General features: G+C 39.1%; 20 protein-coding genes. 1 reads left to right on the forward strand and 19 read right to left on the reverse strand.

What is annotated here, in order from left to right; translation table 11 throughout:
- Positions 1 to 20: 20 nt before the first annotated feature.
- The 15 genes from greA to FHY47_RS08990 all read right to left on the reverse strand — a co-directional run bounded on the left by greA (position 21) and on the right by FHY47_RS08990 (position 14,707).
- Positions 21 to 497, reverse strand: coding sequence for a transcription elongation factor GreA (greA, locus tag FHY47_RS08920; RefSeq protein WP_066105374.1), 477 nt, complete (start codon positions 495 to 497; stop codon positions 21 to 23).
- Positions 498 to 755: 258 nt separating this feature from the next.
- Complete coding sequence (gene udk / locus FHY47_RS08925; protein WP_066105382.1) at positions 756 to 1,388, reverse strand: uridine kinase; 633 nt, start codon at positions 1,386 to 1,388, stop codon at positions 756 to 758.
- Between the two features lie 2 nt (positions 1,389 to 1,390).
- A complete protein-coding gene (locus tag FHY47_RS08930) occupies positions 1,391 to 2,662 on the reverse strand; it encodes a peptidase U32 family protein (protein WP_066105385.1) in 1,272 nt (423 codons plus the stop codon).
- Between the two features lie 21 nt (positions 2,663 to 2,683).
- Positions 2,684 to 3,613 (reverse strand): peptidase U32 family protein, encoded by a 930-nt coding sequence (locus FHY47_RS08935; protein WP_066105387.1) that lies wholly within the window; start codon positions 3,611 to 3,613, stop codon positions 2,684 to 2,686.
- Entirely contained in the window at positions 3,610 to 4,263 is a 654-nt protein-coding gene (locus FHY47_RS08940) for an O-methyltransferase (RefSeq protein ID WP_066105391.1), read from the reverse strand. The genes FHY47_RS08935 and FHY47_RS08940 overlap by 4 nt, the downstream gene beginning before the upstream one ends.
- Before the next feature lie 163 nt (positions 4,264 to 4,426).
- A complete protein-coding gene (gene mltG / locus FHY47_RS08945; protein ID WP_225983611.1) occupies positions 4,427 to 5,551 on the reverse strand; it encodes an endolytic transglycosylase MltG in 1,125 nt (374 codons plus the stop codon).
- A 300-nt stretch (positions 5,552 to 5,851) separates the two neighbouring features.
- Entirely contained in the window at positions 5,852 to 6,124 is a 273-nt protein-coding gene (locus FHY47_RS08950) for a DUF1292 domain-containing protein (protein ID WP_066105394.1), read from the reverse strand.
- Between the two features lie 17 nt (positions 6,125 to 6,141).
- Complete coding sequence (gene ruvX, locus FHY47_RS08955) at positions 6,142 to 6,561, reverse strand: Holliday junction resolvase RuvX (RefSeq protein WP_066105397.1); 420 nt, start codon at positions 6,559 to 6,561, stop codon at positions 6,142 to 6,144.
- 1 nt (position 6,562) lies between these two features.
- Positions 6,563 to 6,829: an IreB family regulatory phosphoprotein gene (locus tag FHY47_RS08960; protein ID WP_066105399.1), complete on the reverse strand. Its 267-nt coding sequence runs from the start codon at positions 6,827 to 6,829 to the stop codon at positions 6,563 to 6,565.
- A 168-nt stretch (positions 6,830 to 6,997) separates the two neighbouring features.
- The gene (gene alaS, locus FHY47_RS08965; RefSeq protein WP_066105403.1) at positions 6,998 to 9,637 is read right to left on the reverse strand and encodes an alanine--tRNA ligase; all 2,640 of its coding nucleotides are present in this window, start codon (positions 9,635 to 9,637) and stop codon (positions 6,998 to 7,000) included.
- A gap of 348 nt (positions 9,638 to 9,985) precedes the next feature.
- Entirely contained in the window at positions 9,986 to 11,053 is a 1,068-nt protein-coding gene (locus FHY47_RS08970; RefSeq protein WP_316246000.1) for an AI-2E family transporter, read from the reverse strand.
- Between the two features lie 112 nt (positions 11,054 to 11,165).
- Positions 11,166 to 11,297 (reverse strand): YrzQ family protein, encoded by a 132-nt coding sequence (locus FHY47_RS08975; protein WP_077248072.1) that lies wholly within the window; start codon positions 11,295 to 11,297, stop codon positions 11,166 to 11,168.
- 32 nt (positions 11,298 to 11,329) lie between these two features.
- Entirely contained in the window at positions 11,330 to 11,518 is a 189-nt protein-coding gene (locus tag FHY47_RS08980) for a hypothetical protein (RefSeq protein WP_066105409.1), read from the reverse strand.
- A gap of 89 nt (positions 11,519 to 11,607) precedes the next feature.
- Positions 11,608 to 14,034: an SF1B family DNA helicase RecD2 gene (recD2, locus tag FHY47_RS08985; protein WP_262365986.1), complete on the reverse strand. Its 2,427-nt coding sequence runs from the start codon at positions 14,032 to 14,034 to the stop codon at positions 11,608 to 11,610.
- A 16-nt stretch (positions 14,035 to 14,050) separates the two neighbouring features.
- Positions 14,051 to 14,707 carry a tetratricopeptide repeat protein gene (locus tag FHY47_RS08990; RefSeq protein WP_066105415.1) on the reverse strand — a complete coding sequence of 219 codons (657 nt, stop codon included), beginning with the start codon at positions 14,705 to 14,707 and terminating at the stop codon, positions 14,051 to 14,053.
- A gap of 242 nt (positions 14,708 to 14,949) precedes the next feature.
- Between FHY47_RS08990 and FHY47_RS08995 the strand changes: the two genes are divergently transcribed.
- On the forward strand, positions 14,950 to 15,657 hold the full coding sequence (locus tag FHY47_RS08995; RefSeq protein WP_175354277.1) for a DUF459 domain-containing protein: 708 nt from the start codon (positions 14,950 to 14,952) through the stop codon (positions 15,655 to 15,657).
- 13 nt (positions 15,658 to 15,670) lie between these two features.
- Here the strand turns inward: FHY47_RS08995 and FHY47_RS09000 are convergent, their stop codons facing one another.
- From FHY47_RS09000 to cymR, 4 genes are all read right to left on the reverse strand, one after another.
- Positions 15,671 to 18,373 (reverse strand): cation-translocating P-type ATPase, encoded by a 2,703-nt coding sequence (locus FHY47_RS09000; RefSeq protein WP_262365987.1) that lies wholly within the window; start codon positions 18,371 to 18,373, stop codon positions 15,671 to 15,673.
- Between the two features lie 74 nt (positions 18,374 to 18,447).
- A complete protein-coding gene (gene mnmA / locus FHY47_RS09005; RefSeq protein ID WP_373925494.1) occupies positions 18,448 to 19,560 on the reverse strand; it encodes a tRNA 2-thiouridine(34) synthase MnmA in 1,113 nt (370 codons plus the stop codon).
- Positions 19,561 to 19,583: 23 nt separating this feature from the next.
- Positions 19,584 to 20,726 (reverse strand): cysteine desulfurase family protein, encoded by a 1,143-nt coding sequence (locus FHY47_RS09010; RefSeq protein ID WP_066105423.1) that lies wholly within the window; start codon positions 20,724 to 20,726, stop codon positions 19,584 to 19,586.
- A gap of 38 nt (positions 20,727 to 20,764) precedes the next feature.
- Complete coding sequence (gene cymR, locus FHY47_RS09015) at positions 20,765 to 21,187, reverse strand: cysteine metabolism transcriptional regulator CymR (RefSeq protein WP_066105425.1); 423 nt, start codon at positions 21,185 to 21,187, stop codon at positions 20,765 to 20,767.
- Positions 21,188 to 21,347 lie beyond the last annotated feature (160 nt).

The following is a 21,347-nucleotide window of genomic DNA, read 5'->3' on the forward strand; positions in this document are numbered from 1 at the left end:
GTTCTTTCTTAAATTTCAAATTATTGAACGGATACGATTACGACTTCCATATCTCCACCTGGAGTAGAAACCGTTACTTCATCACCTGGTTTTTTTCCCATTAAACTGCGGGCAATAGGAGAATCATTTGAAATTTTATACTCAAATGGGTCAGCTTCTGCAGAACCGACAATTATATAAGTTTCTTCTTCACCATCAGGTAATTCTTTAAATGTTACGGATTTTCCTAATGTAACCGTTCCATCCTGAGATGCACCTGACTCAATAATTTGTGCATTTCTAATCATATTTTCAAGTGTAGTGATTCTTCCTTCAACAAATGCTTGTTCTTCTTTAGCAGAGTCATACTCAGAGTTTTCGGATAAGTCACCGAAACTGCGTGCAATTTTAATTCGTTCTACAACTTCTTTACGTTTAACCGTTTTTAAAAGTTCTAATTCTTTCTCTAATTTTTCTTTTCCCTCTTTAGTCATTGGGAATACTTTTTCAGTAGCCAAAAAATTTCACTCCTTCTGTACTTTCACCATGCAGCACCAACCGCTCCATGTGATCATGTGTATATATATGCACTTAATAACTATGTATATACCTTTATTGGTATAGGAATTGCGCGTTCTCAATCGAACGCGCAATTTACACTCATTGTTAGCTTAATTTCTTTTTATCGATTTGTCTATTAATTTTATCAAAATTTTTTCAAAAATGAGTAACTTTTTTGTTATTTTTATGGAAATTGGTGTAAAAACAAAATATTCCTATAAAAGGGATTTTTGCTCCAAAATCGTTTGGATTTTAGTACCAATTACATCAATAGCCACGTAATTGTGTCCGCCTTCAGGAATAATAATATCCGCATAGCGCTTAGTAGGCTCAATAAATTGGTTATGCATAGGACGTACCACAGATGTGTATTGTTCAATGACTGAATCAATTGAACGGCCCCGTTCTTTTATATCACGCATTAAACGACGTATTATACGAAGATCTGCATCGGTATCAACAAATAGTTTAATATCCATTATATCGCGTAATCTCTCATCTTCAAGTACCAAGATTCCCTCGAGAATAATAACGTCCTTAGGTTCAACAGGAATTACATCCTCAGAGCGTGTATGCATAGCATAATCATAAACCGGCTTTTCAATTGCTTCATAACGAAGCAATTTGTTGATATGCTCCAGCAATAGATCATTATCAAAAGCCAATGGATGATCATAGTTTGTCTTTAGTCGTTCCTCAAAAGGAAGATGGCTTTGATCCTTATAATAATAATCTTGTTCTAGAATCATGATGGAATGACCCTTGAATTTTTCATAGATTGCTTTTGTTACACTCGTTTTCCCTGAACCCGAGCCACCTGCAACCCCAATTACAATTGGCTTAGTCATTTTTAGTTGTTCTCCTTCCTCATCATATCATATGGATGAACCGGTTGATCGACTTTTAAGCGGACAGTCATAAGCGGATGTCTTGCAGCATCTAATTCATTGCCGTCCTCATCCCAGATTGTTCCGACTGTTTGCGTAAAGTTTTCGATATTAGGTCCGAAAAATTCAATTTCGTCTCCCGGTTTAAAGTAATTTCTTTGCTGTAACGTGACTATAGATGTATTTTCATCATACGATAAGACAAGCCCGGCAAAGTCATGCGTTGTTTTGTTATTATGATTGCCAAACATTTGCTCCTTATGGCTTGGTACACCTTCAAAGAATGCGGGAGCTGTTTCCCGATTCGCACACTTATTGAGCTCTGTAATCCATTCCTCTTTGAAAACAAAATTGTCCGGATCCGCACAATAAGTATCTATAACCTTGCGATAAACACTGACAACTGTTGCAATATAATGAATGGATTTCATACGGCCTTCGATTTTTAAGCTGTCGATTCCCATCTCTATCATAGTTGGGATGGATTCAACCAGTTTCAAATCTTTAGGACTCATCGCAAACGGTTGGTCTTCATCTTCAAATAATGGTTTTTCACCATCCTCCGTATTAGCGAATAAATGATAATCCCATCTGCATGATTGGCAGCAGCCGCCTCGATTAGAATCACGGGCTGTCATATGGTTAGATAGCGTGCAGCGCCCTGAATAAGCAATACACATCGCCCCATGAATAAAGGTTTCAATTTCAATATCAACCTTTTCTTTCATTAGCTTGATTTCTTCTCCACTCGTCTCACGTGCCAAAACAACACGATCCAGCCCTTCTTCTTTCCAAAACTGTACAGCTTTCCAGTTTGATAAGGATTGCTGTGTACTTAAGTGGATTTCCAGCTTTGGAGCAGCCTTTTTACAGGTCTCAATTATTAACGGGTCAGCTACTATAATACCTGTTACTCCAGCTTCTTCAATCCCTTTTAAATACTCCGGAAGTCCATCGATGTTCTCATTATGAGCAAAAATATTAGTGGTCACATATATTTTAGCGCCGTATTGTTTAGCAAACTCCACGCCTTCTTTCATTTCTGCCAATGAAAAATTTCCGGCATTGGAGCGCAATCCATATTCCTGACCGCCAATAAATACTGCGTCGGCACCATAACGGACAGCGATTTTTAATTTTTCCAGGTTACCGGCAGGAGCCAGTAATTCCGGTTTTTTTACAATAACGCGTTTTCCGTCAATAATCTCGGAAATTTTATTTTCTGACACGGACATTCGGTCATCCTCCATTCCCTGTTAATAAACAGTCTCCTTGAAAAAGAAGCCTGTATCCAGCGATCTGTTTGCCGGTTGAATTTCTTCAGCTTTCTGCAGCAGTTCTTCCTTCTTATCTTCGTATAGATCCGGATTCTCTGCATATAAATCAATTGCCTCGCGATACAATTTGGTTACTTCAATAAGATAGTCAGAATCCTTTAAGATTCCATCAATTTTAAAGGAGTCTACCCCAGCATCGAGCATTTCTGCCAATTCATCAATAATGCAAATATCATTCGGACTCATAATATGAGTGCCGTTTTCATCTTCAAAGATTGGGTATTTAGCGTTACGCTCAGGATCGTGCAGGAATAAGCTTTTTTGATCCTCCAGGCTATCCACTTTCATATTGCGGCCTTGGTAATTAAAGTAATTCCCGATAAGCGTCCGTTTTGACTGAAACATGGCTGTCATTCCATGCACCTGTACTTCAATCTCGACTTTGGCATGTTCTTTAATTTCAATGATAGCGTCCATATTAATTTCCCGGGCAAGGACTGCACGCTTAGCTCCTTTTGTTCCCCAGTAATTACACGTGAACCAGTTGGTCGCTGTTGTTTCTGTATTCCAATGCAGTGGCAGGTTCGGAGCTGCTTCACGAGCAGCCATCAAAACAGCTGGATCTCCAAAGATGACAGCATCAGCTTGATTGGCATCTAAGAAACGCAAATAATCGGACAGCTCGTCCACTTTCTCATTATGGAAAATGGCATTCATAGCCACATATACTTTCTTTCCTTTTGAATGGGCTAGCTGGATTGCTTCTTTAACAGCCTCTCTGTTAAATTCTCCAGCCAGTCTCAGTCCATAACGTTGTTCCCCTATAACAAATGCATCTGCACCTGCATCAATTAATGGGATGATATCTTCAACCTTAGTAGGTGTTAGTAATAGCTCAGGGGTTTTCATGCCTTTTCACCTCGTTTAATACTGATAGCCAAACCATCCCCGACAGGGATAATGACAGTATCAAAGTTTTCCTTATTCATGAGCCATTCATTATAGCCTTTTATTTTATTAACTAAATTTTTTGTTCGTTTAGATTCAATCTCTTCCTGTTCAAGAGCCACCAAGCCTTTAAAGAGAACATTATCGGAAAGGATAATTCCTCCCTCTGCCAAAGACTTTTCATATATTTCAAAGAAACGTTTATATTGTCCTTTAGCTGCGTCGATAAATATACAATCAAAAGGTCCTTCTGGAGAGACAGCTGATTCTGTCTCAAGGGCGTCACCTTTTATAATCTTTATTCTACTCTTCATGTCCGCTCTTTCAATAAAATGATGAGCTTTTTCAATACGTTCCTCATCTCTTTCAATTGTCAGTATTGAAGCTTCTGGCAGCGTATACGCCATTCGTAAAGCAGAATAACCAATTGCTGTTCCAATTTCTAAAATTTTTCGCGGCTTTTGGATTTTTAGAATCTGTAACATAGACTCCATACCGGTTAATTCCATAATCGGAACACCATTTTCCCTTGCATACTCTTCCATTTCACTTAATAAATCATTTCGGGAAGGTACAAGAGTCTGTAAATAGTGATCAAGATTCTTATTCATCCTTATTCCTCCAAACCCTGTACTTTGCTTAATTCAAAAAAATGAGAAAGCCAGGTGGCTTTCTTTAAATACATACACTATTTTTATGCACTTCGAATATTTTAGCATATTTAGGGGAAAGAAGCGAAACGTTTCTTCTCTTCCATAGTTCCCCTCCAAATGCTTAATTATTCGTTATATGTTTTGCCTTATCTTTATTATGTTCTTCTAATGTTTTATTAAAGATGACTTCTCCCGATTTAGTAGCAAGGAAATATAGGTCATCAATATCTGCAGGGTTTAATGCCGCCTGAATAGAGGTTTCACCTGCATTGGCAATTGGTCCAGGGGTTAACCCCTTATGTCGATAAAGATTATATGGTGAGTCGACTTCTAAGTCTTTGTATGTCACCCGATCTTTATGCTCTCCCAATGCGTACAGAACAGTTGGATCAGTTTGCAATCGCATATCCTTCTCCATCCTGTTTTTAAACACAGCAGATATTTTATCCCTATCCACCTTCTCAGTTGCTTCTTCTTCAATTAAGGATGCCATTGTTAATAGTGTATGCGGTGTCCATTTATCCTTGGACATTTCATCCTTATACTTCGCTAAGATTTCGTTGGTTTTTTTTACCATATCGCTAACAATTGACTCTATTGTTGGATCTTCCTCATAAAATGAATACGTTGCTGGATATAAATATCCTTCCAATGGATATCTGACATTCTCGGCAAGAATATCATCCGTTAATAAATCAGGATACTTATTCATCATTTCTTTAATAAATCCATTTTTATTTATAACGGCTAAGACATCTTTTGACTTTTTGCCTGTTTTCTTGGCAATAATTTCTGAAATTTGTTCCAGATCTCTTCCTTCCGGAATAGTAATTCGATAGGTCTCAGCTACAATTCCATTTTTGATTTGATCGATGATTTCCTGAATTGTCATAGATGGTGATAAATTATAGGTTCCAGCCTGGAAACCAGATTCATTTTTAAACTTGACATAGTATTTAAATACTTTCGCGTTTTTAACGACTCCATTATCCTCTAATGTTTGAGAAATCAAACTAATTCCTGAACCACGAGGGATTTCCACCTTGATTGCATCTTTATTATCTGGGTCAACAGGTTTTAATGCGGAGGAGATATACAAATACCCCCCAAGTCCAACAAGCGTCATGACAAGGATGACAGCAACTAACGAAACAGTAACAATTTTCCGTACCACTCTAGCTTCACTCTGTCTTTCAAGTAGCTTTATTTTCATTTGCTCTTTCTTCCAATTTTTATCATTATCCAAAAGTGATGCCCCCCTAAGGCATTTTATTACAAGCCCTCTTTATTTATTGCAAACATTAGCGGAATCTGTCAATGATTATCATAAAACTTTTTCTTAAACCGCTTGATTATATAATAAATTTCATGAATTGACCATTACTTTTTTATAACATGCTCTATTTTTCGGAGAATTTACCTAAAATCTCTTGAATAATCATCCTTTCACCATTCCTTGTAAAACCATTTCATCATTATTCCACAATACTTAAATCTACACATAAAAAAACTCCCCCGATAAAACCGGGAGAGCTATATTTTCAGTTTATTCTTCTTCGTCGAAGAATGTATTAATGACTTCTTCAACTAGAGCCCATTCTTCATCATCTTCTATATCATTTAATGTTCCGACTTCACCTGTTTCATCAGGAATATAAGAAGCTACATGGATGAGGTCTTCATCTTCTTCGCCTTCGTTTCCTACTGGTGCAAATACAACGTATTGCTTATCATAATCATCCAATTCGAACGTAAGTAATATTTCGTGTAACTGCTCGTTACCATCTTCATCAACAATTGTTATCATATTTTCTTCCATGTCTGATCACCTCTAAATTATTTGCCGCCACTATCTAAATATCCTTGCAGAATTAAGACAGCGGCCATTTTATCTATAACTTTTTTGCGTTTTTTACGGCTTACATCTGCATCTAATAAAACCCGTTCTGCGGCCATTGTGGTTAAACGTTCATCCCACAAAACGACCGGAACCTTATATCGTTTTTCAAGCTTTGAAGCATAATACTGACTTGCCTCGCCTCGCGGACCTACAGTTCCATTCATATTTTTCGGCAAACCTACGACAAATTTATCGACTTTATAAGGTTTAAGGATTTCATCTAAACGTTTCAGGCCAAGCTGATTTTTTTCTTCGTCAATTGCTATGGTTTCCAAACCTTGAGCAGTCCAGCCCATTTCATCACTGATGGCGACTCCCACAGTTTTACTACCCACATCAAGACCTACAATTCGCATATTATCCCTCTCGTTGCTGCTCTAAATAAGATTTGACCAGAACTTCTATAATCTCATCTCTTTCAAGCTTTCTAATAAGATTTCGTGCATCATTATGACGCGGAATATAAGCAGGGTCTCCTGACAAAAGATAACCTACAATCTGGTTAATAGGATTGTAACCTTTTTCATTTAGAGCATTATAGACTTCCATTAAAACATGGCTAACGTCATGCTCAAAAGAATCCTCCGGGAAATTAAATTTCATTGTTTTATCAAATGAACTCATTCCAACGCACCCCGCTTTCATTCAAAAAGCTATATTTCCATTGTTCCTCTTATTGTACACTACTTAAACCTAATAATAAAATTCGAATGATAGTTTTGGCTAGTCAATACTATCCATGCCAAAATGATTAGATTCAAAAAGAAGGGGGGCAAATCCTTTGCCCCGTTTTTATTTGTTAACCAAATCTTTTACCAGTTCAAGTGCTGCTTCTAAATCAGCAGGGTTCTTACCGCCGGCCTGAGCCATATCAGGACGTCCACCTCCGCCACCACCGCAGCGTGCCGCTACCTCTTTAATGATTTTACCGGCATGGTATCCTTGGTCTATTAAATCTTTTGTAACTGCAGCAATTAAGTTTACTTTTTCTCCTTGCGCACTTCCAAGGACAATGATGGAGGACCCTAGCTTTTGCTTTAAGTCATCAGCCATATTTCTTAAATTATTCATATCCTGAGCCTCTACCTTCGCTGATAAAACCGTTACACCATTAATTGTTTCAGCTTTGGATTGAATATTTCCTGCCTCGATATTGGAAAGCTTGGCTGCTAATGATTCATTTTCTTTTTGTGCGTCTTTTAATTCGCCTAATAGGGAATCAATTTTAACAGGCAAATCTTTTGGATTAGCTTTAACTTTAGCTGCTGCTTGGCGAAGAACACCAATTTGTTCTTTTAATTGAAGATACGCAGATTCGCCCGTTACTGCTTCAATCCTTCTGGTACCAGCCCCTATTCCACCTTCAGAGACAATTTTGAACAGCCCGATAGCAGAAGTATTAGGAACGTGGCAGCCACCGCAGAGCTCAAGGCTATAATCTCCCACTTGGACAACACGTACGATATCGCCATATTTTTCACCGAATAGAGCCATTGCCCCCATTGCTTTTGCTTCTTCAATCTGTTTATTTTCAATCGTTACATCAATACTCTTCCAAATTTTATCATTCACGATTTGCTCAACCTGTTCCAGCTCTTCTTCTGTAACTTGTCCAAAATGAGAAAAGTCAAAACGAAGTCGGTCCGGTCTTACTAAAGAACCCGCTTGGTTGACATGCGTGCCCAGTACATCCTTTAATGCTTGATGCAGTAAATGAGTTGCCGTATGGTTTTTAATGATTTTACGGCGATTTGCTTCATCTACAACCGCTTTCCCATACGCACCTTCCTTCAGTAATCCATATTCTACGATAACTGTATGCAGGTTTTGGCCATTTGGAGCTTTTTGAACATCCTTCACGAATACTCGTAGGTCTTCAGATTCAAAGAATCCTTTGTCCGCAATTTGTCCGCCGCTTTCAGCATAGAAAGGTGTTTGGTCAAAAATGATTTGAACTTCTTCTCCCGCCATGGCATCGTCCGCTTTTTCACCATTTTTAATGATTACTTCCACTGTTGCCGGGCATTCAAGGGTTTCATATCCAACAAATTTACTTTGTACTTTTATGTCACCTAAAATACCGCTTTGTACTTGCATGGAGTCTACATCCTGGCGAGCAGCACGTGCACGTGTCCGCTGAGCTTCCATCTCTCTTTCGAAACCTTTACGGTCGATTTTCATGCCTTCATCTTCAGCATACTCTTCTGTTAATTCAACTGGGAATCCATAGGTATCATAGAGACGGAATACATCAAATCCGTTTACTATATCGCTGCCCCTTTTCTTCTCAGCCTCAATAACTTCCGCAAGTATAGCTAACCCGTCATGAAGAGTTTCATGAAAACGCTCCTCTTCATTACGAACAACCTTCGCTATGAAGTCCTGTTTCTGTTTAACTTCTGGATAATAATCTACCATGATATCCGCCACAACTGGAACCAATTCATACATAAATGGCTTATTGATACCAATTTTCTTAGCAAAACGAACAGCTCTGCGCAGCAATCTGCGTAAAACATATCCGCGTCCTTCATTGGAAGGAAGTGCTCCATCACCTATTGCAAACGCAACCGTACGGATATGGTCAGCAATAACACGAAATGCTACATCTTTATCCGCACTTGTTCTATATTGTTGACCTGAAATTTCTTCAGTTTTATGGATAATCGGCAGGAATAAATCCGTATCAAAGTTCGTGTCACCATTTTGGAAAATGGATGCCATCCGCTCTAATCCCATCCCTGTATCAATATTTTTCTTCGGTAATTCAGGATACTCACTGCGCGGTATTTCTGGATTTGCATTAAATTGAGACAATACGATATTCCAGATCTCAATATAACGATCATTTTCGATATCTTCTTCAATTAAACGAATGCCGATATCTTCAGGATCAAATTTTGTACCGCGGTCAAAGAAAATTTCAGTATCAGGTCCGGATGGGCCTTCACCAATTTCCCAGAAATTGTCCTCAAGCGGAATTAAGTGACTATCCGGTACGCCTAAGCTTTTCCATACCTTAAGGGTATCAGTATCTGCTGGATAGTATGTGATATAAAGCTTGTCTTTTGGCATAGCAAACCAGCGTTCATCTGTTAATAGCTCCCAGCCCCATTTGATTGCTTCCTCTCTGAAATATTCTCCAATAGAGAAGTTACCCAGCATTTCAAAGAAAGTATGGTGTCGAGCTGTTTTTCCAACATTTTCAATATCGTTTGTTCTAATCGATTTTTGGGCATTCGTAATCCTTGGATTTTCAGGAATAACTCGTCCATCAAAATATTTTTTTAATGTTGCAACTCCGGAATTAATCCATAACAGTGTCGGATCTTCCACCGGTACTAACGATGCACTCGGTTCAATTCTGTGACCTTTTTCCTGAAAGAAATCTAAAAACATTTGGCGAATTTCTGCCCCAGTCATGTACTTCATAAGATTGAATCCTCCTTTTTTATACACAAAAAAGCCCTCATCCCTAAAAACAGGGACGAGAGCTTGACTCGCGGTACCACCCTGATTACGAAACATCTAAAAAGTTTCGTCACCTCAGAAACCTTAACGCGGTTTAAACGGCGGGTTTTTGCCCGCACTCCGGACTAGCTTTCTGTCTCTCTTCTTCCAAAGTCTCTTTCAGCCATGGAGACTTCTCTCTTTCATGTAAATAGGATTTACATTCGGAAGGGCTTAAACATACTCGGTCCATCAACATATTTCAATATATTCCGTTATAAGTTGGATTATAGTCATAAGTGTTTTCTTTGTCAATGTTTCAGGAATTGTTTAAGGGTTATTCCTTAATATTTTACTATGAGTAATAGCAACCTTCAAAAAGGCTAAAATAGGGACAGCAAGAATCAGGCCTAGTATTCCGCTAATCTCACCACCGACAAGCAAAGCAAAAATGATAATAAGCGGGTGCAGCTTTAACGTTTTCCCCATGATAATTGGTGAAAGGACATTCCCCTCCAGAAATTGAATCACAATAATGATAATGGCCACCTTGATGACCATGCCCGTTGACATAGTGATCGCTACGAGCAATGCCGGAACCGCTCCAATCAGAGGTCCGAAATAGGGAATAATATTCGTTACCCCAATAAAAAGGCTCAGCAATAAAGGATACTTCATACCAAATAACCAGAAAAGTATAGCGGCAAAGGATCCCACAATCGTACAGACCAAGAGCTGTCCGCGAAGATATCCGCCCAAAGAATGGTCGATATCCTTCAAGAACTTTTTCGTTGTGTCTCTGCTTTTTTTAGGAAATAATCTTAAACCAAAATCAATAATCTTTTCAGCATCCTTCAGTAAATAAAAGGATATGAGAGGGATGAGTAACACAAAGATGAAAAAATCCGACAGCCCACTTAGCGCTTCTATTAATACAGTTATAGAAGAACTCAGTTTCATTTCTATAGAGCTGATGATTTGCTCCAAACGATCATGCAGACCAAACGGCCAGCTTGAGGTTTGTGAATGAAAACGAGCTATGTAACCTCGATATAACTCTGCCATTTCTGGTGCTCTTTCTGCAACATCAATCATTTGGTTAATGAATACTGGAATTCCTTTATACAATCCATAGCCGACTGCCCCAAAAAACACCAGATAAATCAAACCGATTGCCAAACCTCTATGCAAACCTTTCTGATGAACTTTTTCCACCAGGGGATGAAGGAGGTAACTAATAAGAGCGGCTCCAATAAATGGTGATAATGCAGTTAGAAAAACCTGTATAACAGGAGACCATATAGGTCTGAGCAAGTAAAACACAAATAATACGATAAATAATAATAATAGAAATCCAAGTCGATAAAACCACTTTATCTGTATGTTCAAAAATCCCACCTCTGTACTATTTTCTTTATGTTAAAAGAAAATATGTATGGGGATTCTGCAGGCATACACTAAAAAAGGTTTAAAAGGCAGAGAATCTACCTTTTAAACCCTTAACTTCCAATCAAAATGACTTCATGATTGTTCGTTTAATCTTTCTCATATTACGGCCGGATAGCATTCCATTATTGGACATACTCCGATAGATCGCCATTCCCGCTCCTAAGGTTATTAACGACGAAACCATTTTATTCATAGCAACTCACCTCATAATTTAGGAAGTACGAATCAAAGACTCATCTGTCGGTCTTCTTCGCTAAACAAATCATCTAAAGAACTTAACACTCCATCCTCTTCCACCTGATGGACATGCATAATTCCTTTTTGGATAGATAATTCCACAAAACAATTCCAGCAATAATATTGATTCACGCCAATCTTGCCGATATCTTTGCTGGAGCAATTCGGACATTTCATAGCAATCACCTCATAAAAAATATCTCTGTAATTGCCAGTTTGTCCATTGTATGCAGAATTCATTCAGCTTAAAGACCGACATTTGTATTTTAACCGCGTATCATAAAATCATAAGGCGTAATGTTTTCCATCCCAATCATTGGATCTGTTTGGAATATTTTTTGCTCATACGTCAAGCCGTCTTCATTGGAACTTTCATTTTCAGTAACTGGATTTTCAGGTTTGGAGATAAGTTCCTTATCACGGAACCCTTCCTGCAGTTTTTCAAGTAGAGTTGTTCGCCGTTCCTCCTCACCACTGCGACCGACGCCGTATCGTAAGGCTTCCTCTTCACCGCATACAATCAGGAACTGTTTGCTCCTTGTTATAGCCGTGTAAATTAAGTTCCTCCTTAGCATGCGGTGATAGCTCTTAACAACTGGCAATATGACGATTGGGAATTCACTTCCCTGGGATTTATGAATGGAACAACAATAAGCATGAGTTATTTGATTGAGCTCCTGGCGTGTATACTTCGCTTCAATGCCATCAAATGAAACAAAAATCTGATCCTGCTTATCTTCATTTTCCTTTGCATAGATAATCGCAATAATTTCACCCATATCACCATTGTAAATCCCATTTTCAGGCTGATTCACTAATTGGAGAACCTTATCTCCAACCCGATAAACCACATCCCCAAAAGTCAATTCCCTTTTCTTCTTATCGCGATTATCATTAAGAATGCCCTGCAGGAGGACATTGAGGGAATCAATTCCGGCACTCCCTCTGTACATTGGAGCCAAAACCTGAATATCACGGGCTGGGAACCCTTTTTGGCGGGCATTGGTTACAACCTGCCTAATCACATCTGCTACTTGATTAGTGGAACAAGAGAAAAATGAACGATCGCCCTGCGGTTTCCGAATATCTGGCGGCAGCTGTCCGTTTTTTATCGCATGCGCGAGCTGAATAATGGAAGAACCATCTTCCTGTCTGAATATCGATTCCAGACGGGTTACAGGAATAACGGAAGAGGCAAGTAAATCCTTCAATACCTGACCTGGTCCAACTGAAGGCAACTGATCCTCATCACCAACGAGGATGACTTGCATATCATTCGGCAATGCTTTAAAAAGCTGATTGGCCAGCCAAATGTCTACCATAGACATCTCATCTACAATTAAAAGCCTTCCGCTGATTGGATTATCTTCATCACGCTGAACATCCGACCCATTCCAGCCCAATAAACGGTGGATAGTTACGGCGGGAAGCCCTGTGGATTCCTTCATCCTTTTTGCCGCGCGTCCTGTTGGAGCTGCTAAAACAAATGGAAATGGATTTTCATTATTATAATCTTTTGGATTAAGGGACAAACCATGTAATTCTGAATATAATTCAACGATTCCTTTAATAACGGTTGTTTTACCGGTACCAGGACCTCCTGTCAGGATTAGCATCGGAGAATGTAAGGCTTTAAAGATTGCATCCTTTTGCTCCTCAGCGTACTCCATCCCAATTCGCTCTTCTAGTTTGCCTAGCTCCAATAAAAATTCAGATTCAGGAAATTGATCGGCATATGAGTCCTGAGACATAATCCGTTTAATATTCGTTACAATCCCTTTTTCAGAAAAGTAGAGGGACGGCATATAAAACCTTTTCTCTTCTCCAATGATTTTTCCCTCTTCACCGAGTTGGATAAGTGATTCCGTAATTTGCTCAAAAGTGATGGTCACATTTTGATTTTGTTCCAAGAGAGTTTTTACGCTGATCAACAGTTCCTCAGCCTCGGTATACGAATGCCCGTCCTGTACACAAGATCTGTCAAGTGTATAGAGAATCGCTGCCTTAATCCTGGATGGATGGCTTCCTCCAATGCCGAGCTGCAGTCCGATTTCATCTGCGCGAGTAAATCCAATTCCCTCAATCGTTTCGACTAGCTGGTATGGATTTTGCTCAATGATGGAAATCGTGTCCTCTTTATAAGCCTGATAAATTTTCATCGACAGCTGAGGTCCAAACCCCAGGCTGGATAAATTAATCATGATTTGCTCCAGGCCCTGATTGGCTGCCAGAGTATCATACAATTGCTTTGCCTTTTCACCGCTTAGCTTAGGAATTTGATCGAGCAATGATGGATTCGCTAAAATTTTGGAGATTGCCTTTTCGCCAAGTTTTTCGACAATCGATTCTGCAATCTTTTTACCAATCCCTTTAAAAAGAGATCCGGATAAATAAGCAATCACACCCTCCTTTGATTCAGGAACTTCACGCTGGAAGGTATCTACATGAAATTGAATCCCAAAACGGGGATGTTCTTTCATTTTCCCATAAAACGTGTATTTTTCTTCCTCATGAATAGGGGGGAAATACCCGGTAATAACAGCTTCTTTTTCATCGTAATTCAAATTCGTTTCTTTCACTCTGATTCGTACAACCGAGTATAAATTTTGTTCATTATGAAAAATGGTAACCAAATGTGTTCCTTTGATGAAAGGTTTGTCATTGTCGGAGAAGACGAACGACTCTTGTTCCACAAGAAGCACCTCCCGTTTATAACAGTTCTTTCATTTGTTTTAACCCATTCAAAGCAAGGATGTGATCAGGCTGGATTTCAACCGCTTTTTCAAAATAAGCGATTGCTTTATCTGCATCTCCCTTAATCCCACCGTAGGCCACACCCAGGTTAAAATACGCATCTGCATGTGACTCATCAATTTCAAGCGTCTTATTCCATGCATCAATCGCCATATCATACATTTCAGCACCTGCCAAAGCCAGTCCATAATGGAACTGAGCTTCTGCATCCGACGGATTTAATTCAACACTTCTTTGGAAATAAGGTAATGCCAGCTTCGGCTGGTCTAAATGAAGCAGACATAATCCCAGCATAAACATCACATCTGCTGTTTCAATTCCTTTTTTGATAGCCAGCTCAAACTGATCCTTCGCCTTCACTAAATCATCGAGCTCATAATAAATGCTGCCCAATCCATAATAGGCAGTCGCAGCTTCCGGATCCAGTTCAATAGCTCTTTCAAAAAATTTAATCGCACGTTGATTGTCGTTCATCGATGCCAATACATTGCCGAAATTGATAAACCCTACTGGGTCATTTGGATTTTCTTCAATCATTTCGGTGAATACTTTTGCAGCATCCTCCCATTTTCCTTGTTCCATATATTGAATACCTAATTTATTTTTATCCATACTATTCACTCCTACATTCCTAACTGAATGGAAATAGTATACCACAAAGTGATAGTCCGTTGTCCCAGAGACAAGCATCTGGGCTAGCAGCGCGCCACCATTTATAAGTTATAGTAAATCCCACCAGTTTACCTTCCTATTTATGACTAGGTTACTCTCTTAATCATATAGATTAAAATATTACACTTTTTGTTAAAATTCTTTGATTTTAGGGTAGAAGTATATCTATGGGAGTGAGAGATATGAAGAAACTACACTATGCAGCTGGACTTTTACTAATAATCGGACTGATTTATATCGGATATACCTTCTTTTTAGATGAAAAGATAAAAGCCGATCAGGAACATGTCATTATGGCTTTAGGTGATTCCTTAACCTATGGGGTGGGCGATCGCCATGAGGAAGGCTATGTCGGTCAGCTTGAAAAAATTTCAGAAAGCGAATCCTCAAATAAAAATTATAAAATCAATAATTATGGAATTCCGGGTCAGGAGTCAGAGGGAGTTATCAAACAATTAGCGAATCCTACAATAAGTGAGAAAGTGAATGAAGCTGACTATATTATCTTATTTATAGGCACTAATGATTTGCGTACAAGTTTGGGCGGTGATTTTCAAACCATCAATCAAGCCGCTATAAAGAAAGGGAAAAAAGATTATCTTGATAATGTAGATGACATTTTGAAAAGCATTCGCATGGTTGACCATGATGTCCCCTTTATTGTTGTTGGATTATATAATCCATTTCCTAATGACGACCGCCTTGACGAAATTCTAGATGACTGGAATCACGATCTAAAAGAAACGGTCAGTAACTACTCATCTATCACCTTCGTACCAACAGATGATTTGTTTCAGGATAAAACAAAAAAAGACTATTTCAGTGATAGCCTCCATTTAAATGACAAGGGATATCGCCTGATTGCTAATCGAATCAGCGAAGAAATATAGAAGGCTATGGAGCTTAATCCATAGCCTTTCTTTTTTCATAGTATCTTAAGAAGCCCTTAACAATTTCATTTACGACAATGGTTCCAATTGTACAGAAGAAGATTAGGATCCATTCCCTTAAGCCTATCGGTTCAATCTTGAGTAATTTGGCAAAAGGTTCGATATAAACAACTGCCAATTGTAACAAGATGACACCTATGACAGACCAATTTAAATATTTATTGCTAAACACATCTGTTTTCCAGATTGGTTTACGTAAATGTCTGACATTATATACTTGCATGTAGCTAATAAAGGTTAGTGCCATAAAGGCAACCGTTTGTCCGACTCTCAGTTCATGGTCTGTAAGCTGATTAAATTGTAAATCGAATATGGAATCAATTCCAGCAGCCCATTTCAACCCAATTAGGAAGGCTAGGAGAGAAGCTACACCAATCAACAAACCATTTAAAATCAGGAAGATGACTGAATCCCTCGTGAAAATCCCTTCTTTTTTAGGCCTTGGTTTATCCAGCATAACATCCTTATTCTTATCTACACCAAGCGCAAAGGCTGGAATAGAATCACCAACTAAATTCAGCCATAAAATATGGACGGTCAGTAACGGTGTCGGCCAGCCAAGCAAGATGGCAAAAAAGAGCACTAGAACTTCACCAAAGTTACTTGTAACAAGGAAAAGCACAGATTTTCGTATATTAGCAAAAATATTTCTACCCTCTTCAACCGCTTTTATAATCGTGGTGAAATTATCATCCATTAAAACCATATCAGAGGCACCCTTGGCAACATCTGTCCCAGTTTGTCCCATAGCAACCCCAATATCAGCTGTTTTTAAGGAAGGAGCATCATTAACACCATCACCGGTCATTGAAACAATATGCCCATTTTCTTTGAAGGCCTGAACGATTTGGACTTTATGCTCCGGTGATACCCGGGCGAATACACGAGTATCGACTGCTGCTTCCTTCAATTCTTCAGGTGTCATTTGATTCAATTCGGCACCCGTGATAACTTTATCGGATTCCGTTATCCCTAAACGGTGCGCAATCGCAATCGCTGTTTGCGGATGATCACCTGTAATCATCGTTACTTCAATTCCTGAACGATGAGCTCTTTCAATTTGAAGTTTTGCCTCCGGTCGAGGCGGATCCATCAAGCCTACCATTCCAAAAAACGTCAAACCATTCTCTATTTCTTCTTCATTCAGTTCAGAAATCGCTTCGGCCGAAACTCTTTTTCCCGCCAAAGCCATTACACGAAGAGCGCGGTTGGACATCTGCATCACAGCTTGATTAATTTCAGTTATGTATTCCTGCGTCATTTTTACTATTTCGCTATCTAGTTGAATAGTGGTTATTCTCTCTAGCAGGATATCTACTGCACCTTTTGTCAGTACAATGTATCCATCGCCATCTTTATGTATGGTAGTCATCCTTTTTCTCGTTGAATCGAACGGAATTTCGGCTACACGCGGAAATTCTTTATCTAAATCAGACTTTGTGTAACCATTCACATGTGCTGCTTTAACAAAAGCCACTTCTGTCGGGTCGCCGGTTTCTTCCGGTTCATAAGTGGCATCCGAGCATAATGCCAATTGATTAATCAACCTTTGGTCATCCGCAGAATATGGTACATCTTCCTCTATAACTTTTAAATTAACATAACGCTCAACGACACTCATTTTGTTCAAAGTCAGTGTTCCTGTTTTATCTGAACAAATCATGCTAACCGAACCCAAAGTTTCAACTGCCGGAATTCTTCGTATAATTGCCTTTTGCTTAATGAGGCGCCTTACCCCTAGCGTTAAAACAATTATGACCATTGTCGATAAACTCTCAGGTATAGCCGAAACAGCAAGACTTGTGGAAATCATAAACATTTCTCCAGGATTCCGTCCCTGCATTAATCCTACAATGAACATAACGACACAAACGATAATGGCACAATAACTTAATTTTTTCCCAAGCTGATCAAGATTTTTCTGCAAAGGAGTTTTGCTGGATTCAGTGCTGTGAAGCATTTCAGCTATTTTCCCAACCTCTGTATTCAACCCGGTTGCAGCCACAATTCCAATCCCTCGGCCATTTGTAACTTGAGTAGACATGAATGCCATATTAAGATAATCACCAAGTGGCTGATCAGGATTTTCCAAATTCCAATTCTCGTCCTTATCTACTGGAAGGCTCTCCCCCGTTAAAGCAGACTCTTCAATTTTCAAGGAATGGGATTGAATGATACGAATATCAGCCGGTACTGTCCTTCCGGCTTCAAGTAAGACGCAGTCACCAGGTACGAGCAAGGATGCATCTATTTCCCTGACATTTCCTTCTCTTTTTACCAAGGCTTTCGGTGCTGCTAACTTTTTTAGTTCGTCCAATGCATTTTCTGCCTTTTTCTCTTGGACTACACCAATAATGGTGTTGATAATAATCACAAATGTAATAATTAAACCGTCACTCACTTCACCCACTATAAATGAGAATAAAGCGGCAACCATCAATATGTAATTAAGTGTGTTATGTATTTGTAAAGCAATCATTTTTAACAATGAATTTTTTTGCTCCACTCCGAATTCATTTTTTCCATAGTCTTTTAATCTCGCTTCGGCTTCTTTTTCCGTTATCCCCCTTTCTGCATCAGTTTCAAATACTTTTAATACCTCTTTCTTGGAAAGTGAATAATCGTACTTCTTCACATCCATCTTCATCACCTGCATATGTATATTTTACAGAACGTAAATAGCCTGTTTCTCTACGAAACAGACTATCCACATTCAATTGGCTATTTTATTTACCCAACATAATCAAGTTTTAAACCTTTTTTATAAACTTTATCGATGGTACCTCCACCCAAGCAGACTTCACCATCATAAAATACTGCAGCTTGCCCAGGAGTCACCGCTCTGATTGGCTCAGCAAAAATTACTTCTGCCTGATTGTCATCCAATACTTTCACTGTTACCTTATTATCTGCCTGGCGATATCTGAATTTAGCTGTACACTCAAAAGTATCACCTGGTTTCCTTTCGGAAATCCAGTTCATTTTGTCAGCGATAATAGAATCAGAATAGAGGCTGTCATGGTGAAAACCTTGCTCTACTAATAGAACATTGTTTTCTAAATCTTTCCCAACCGCAAACCACGGTTCACCGCTTCCGCCAATTCCAAGTCCATGACGCTGTCCCAATGTATAATACATAAGGCCGTCATGCTTACCCTTCAGTTCACCACTCATCGTTCTCATCTCACCAGGTTTAGCCGGCAAATATTGCCCAAGAAATTCCTTAAAGTTACGCTCGCCGATAAAACAAATGCCTGTAGAATCTTTTTTAGTAGCCGTTGGCAGGCCAGCCTCCAAGGCAATTTCTCTAATTTTTGGCTTATCATACTCACCAATCGGGAACATAACCTTGCTTAATTGTTCCTGAGTTAATTGGTTTAGAAAATAAGTTTGATCCTTATTATTATCCAACCCTCTAAGCATTTTATATTCTCCGTCTTGGTAAGCCACACGCGCATAATGGCCTGTGGCCAAATAATCTGCACCTAGATCCATGGCATGCTCAAGAAATGCCTTAAATTTAATTTCTTTATTACACATCACATCGGGATTTGGTGTACGTCCCGCTTTATATTCCTCAAGGAAATAAGAAAACACTTTATCCCAATACTGTTTTTCAAAATTGACTGCATAGTAGGGAATTCCAATATGATTGCAGACACGGATGACATCTTCATAGTCCTCCGTAGCTGTACAAACACCATTTTCATCTGTATCGTCCCAGTTTTTCATGAAAATTCCTACAACGTCATAGCCCTGCTCTTTTAAAAGATAAGCTGCAACAGAAGAATCCACTCCACCGGACATTCCGACAACAACTCTAGTTTCCGCCGGGGATTTCATTATACACTTCACCTCATACCTATTTACTTCACTAATCGATTTATCACATTTACAGCAATCTTCGCTGCTTTTTCTACTTCTTGTTCCGTATTGCCCTGCCCAAAGCTGAAGCGAATTGAATTCTTTGTCCGCTCTGAATCTTTTCCAAACATCGAGACAAGAACATGCGATGGTTCAATCGATCCAGCTGTACAGGCAGAACCGCTTGAAACAGCCACCCCTGCCAAATCCATATTGACTAAGAAAGCCTCAACACTCGTTCCTGGAAAACTAATATTCAATACATGCGGCAGTGAATCATCCAGCTTTCCATTGATGGAATAATTAATACCTGCTTCGTCAAATACATGGAGCATTATTTCTTTAAAGGCTCTATACTGCTTCGCTTTCTCCTCACGTGTGTTAGACATCAGCTCAGCCGCCTTTGCAAAGCCTGCTGCCCCAGGCACGTTTTCAGTTCCTGCCCGGCGTTTTCTTTCCTGCTCACCGCCAAGTAGCAATGGCTTAAATGGTACGCCTTTTCGCGCATATAAGAAGCCAATACCTTTCGGACCATTAATTTTATGTGCAGACACACTTAAGAAATCCACAGCTAACTCATGAACCGATATAGGAATGATTCCGTATGCCTGTACCGCATCTGTGTGGAACAATGCCTGATGGTCAGCCAAAAGCCTGCCAATTTCCTGAATAGGCTGAATAGTGCCCACTTCATTATTTCCGAACATGATTGTCACTAAAACTGTATCATCTCGTAATGCTTCCTGAACAGCACTCACAGTTACCTGTCCTTCTTCATTGACAGGCAAATACGTAACCTCGTATCCCTCTTTTTCAAGAGCCTGGCATGTATGCAATACGGCATGATGTTCAATTTCTGACGTAATAATATGTTTGCCTTTATTCTTCATAGCTTGTACACTGCTATAGATTGCGGCATTATCTGCTTCTGTACCACCGCTCGTGAATATAATTTCATCTATTTGTGCACCAATACTTTCAGCCAGCACTCTTCTTGCATCATCAATTAGCTTTCTCGATTCTCTGCCGAATTGGTGAATGCTTGATGGATTTCCGTAAGTCTTCTTCATAACCTCCGTCATCACATCAATAACTTCTGGATGCATAGGCGTTGTCGCTGCATGATCCATATAAACCCGTTCCATGGCCTATACCTCCTTTGCCTAAACAAAATTACTTTATATTAAATGTAGAACATATATGATTGAGTGGAGTCGTCCTCTTCTTCATAGGATGCCAAGTCTTCCAAAGTTGTATTATCCAAAACATCCTTTACAGCATCTCTGATTTTAATCCACAATTGCCGTTTAACAGGTTCTTCGTCCTCAATGCCTTCAACCGGTGTAATTGGGCCTTCAAGCACCTTGATCACATCACCTGCTGTAATTTCATGTGGATCTTTCGTTAGTTTATAGCCGCCATAGGCACCCCTTACACTTTTAACAAGTCCTGCATTACGCAAGGGGGTAACCAATTGTTCCAAATAGTGTTCGGACAAATTATTTGATTGTGCTATCGATTTTAGGGAAGTAGGACCTTCTCCATGTTTCTTAGCTAAATCAATCATAATGGTAAGTCCGTATCTTCCTTTGGTAGATATTTTCATTACTTAGCACCTCAGCCTTACATTTAGTCTACAAAAGTATACCATACATTAAATCATTGCCTATTTTCAATGACTCAGTACAATTCTTCTTAATTTTTTATTTTCTATTTAATCATAGTAAAAAAAACCAGTTTCGACTACAGGAAATCTCATGAAAGGA

The sequence above is a fragment of the Bacillus sp. E214 genome, assembly GCF_008087365.1.
Classification (GTDB): domain Bacteria; phylum Bacillota; class Bacilli; order Bacillales; family Pradoshiaceae; genus Pradoshia.

Coding starts and splice junctions, on each gene's coding strand:
- udk (WP_066105382.1), bottom strand. CDS start 1,388: ATGACTAAGCCAATTGTAATTGGGGTTGCAGGTGGCTCGGGTTCAGGG.
- FHY47_RS08930 (WP_066105385.1), bottom strand. CDS start 2,662: ATGTCCGTGTCAGAAAATAAAATTTCCGAGATTATTGACGGAAAACGC.
- FHY47_RS08935 (WP_066105387.1), bottom strand. CDS start 3,613: ATGAAAACCCCTGAGCTATTACTAACACCTACTAAGGTTGAAGATATC.
- FHY47_RS08940 (WP_066105391.1), bottom strand. CDS start 4,263: ATGAATAAGAATCTTGATCACTATTTACAGACTCTTGTACCTTCCCGA.
- FHY47_RS08950 (WP_066105394.1), bottom strand. CDS start 6,124: ATGGAAGAAAATATGATAACAATTGTTGATGAAGATGGTAACGAGCAG.
- ruvX (WP_066105397.1), bottom strand. CDS start 6,561: ATGCGAATTGTAGGTCTTGATGTGGGTAGTAAAACTGTGGGAGTCGCC.
- FHY47_RS08960 (WP_066105399.1), bottom strand. CDS start 6,829: ATGAGTTCATTTGATAAAACAATGAAATTTAATTTCCCGGAGGATTCT.
- alaS (WP_066105403.1), bottom strand. CDS start 9,637: ATGAAGTACATGACTGGGGCAGAAATTCGCCAAATGTTTTTAGATTTC.
- FHY47_RS08975 (WP_077248072.1), bottom strand. CDS start 11,297: ATGAATAAAATGGTTTCGTCGTTAATAACCTTAGGAGCGGGAATGGCG.
- FHY47_RS08980 (WP_066105409.1), bottom strand. CDS start 11,518: ATGAAATGTCCGAATTGCTCCAGCAAAGATATCGGCAAGATTGGCGTG.
- FHY47_RS08990 (WP_066105415.1), bottom strand. CDS start 14,707: ATGGATAAAAATAAATTAGGTATTCAATATATGGAACAAGGAAAATGG.
- FHY47_RS08995 (WP_175354277.1), top strand. CDS start 14,950: ATGAAGAAACTACACTATGCAGCTGGACTTTTACTAATAATCGGACTG.
- FHY47_RS09000 (WP_262365987.1), bottom strand. CDS start 18,373: ATGCAGGTGATGAAGATGGATGTGAAGAAGTACGATTATTCACTTTCC.
- mnmA (WP_373925494.1), bottom strand. CDS start 19,560: ATGAAATCCCCGGCGGAAACTAGAGTTGTTGTCGGAATGTCCGGTGGA.
- FHY47_RS09010 (WP_066105423.1), bottom strand. CDS start 20,726: ATGGAACGGGTTTATATGGATCATGCAGCGACAACGCCTATGCATCCA.
- cymR (WP_066105425.1), bottom strand. CDS start 21,187: ATGAAAATATCTACCAAAGGAAGATACGGACTTACCATTATGATTGAT.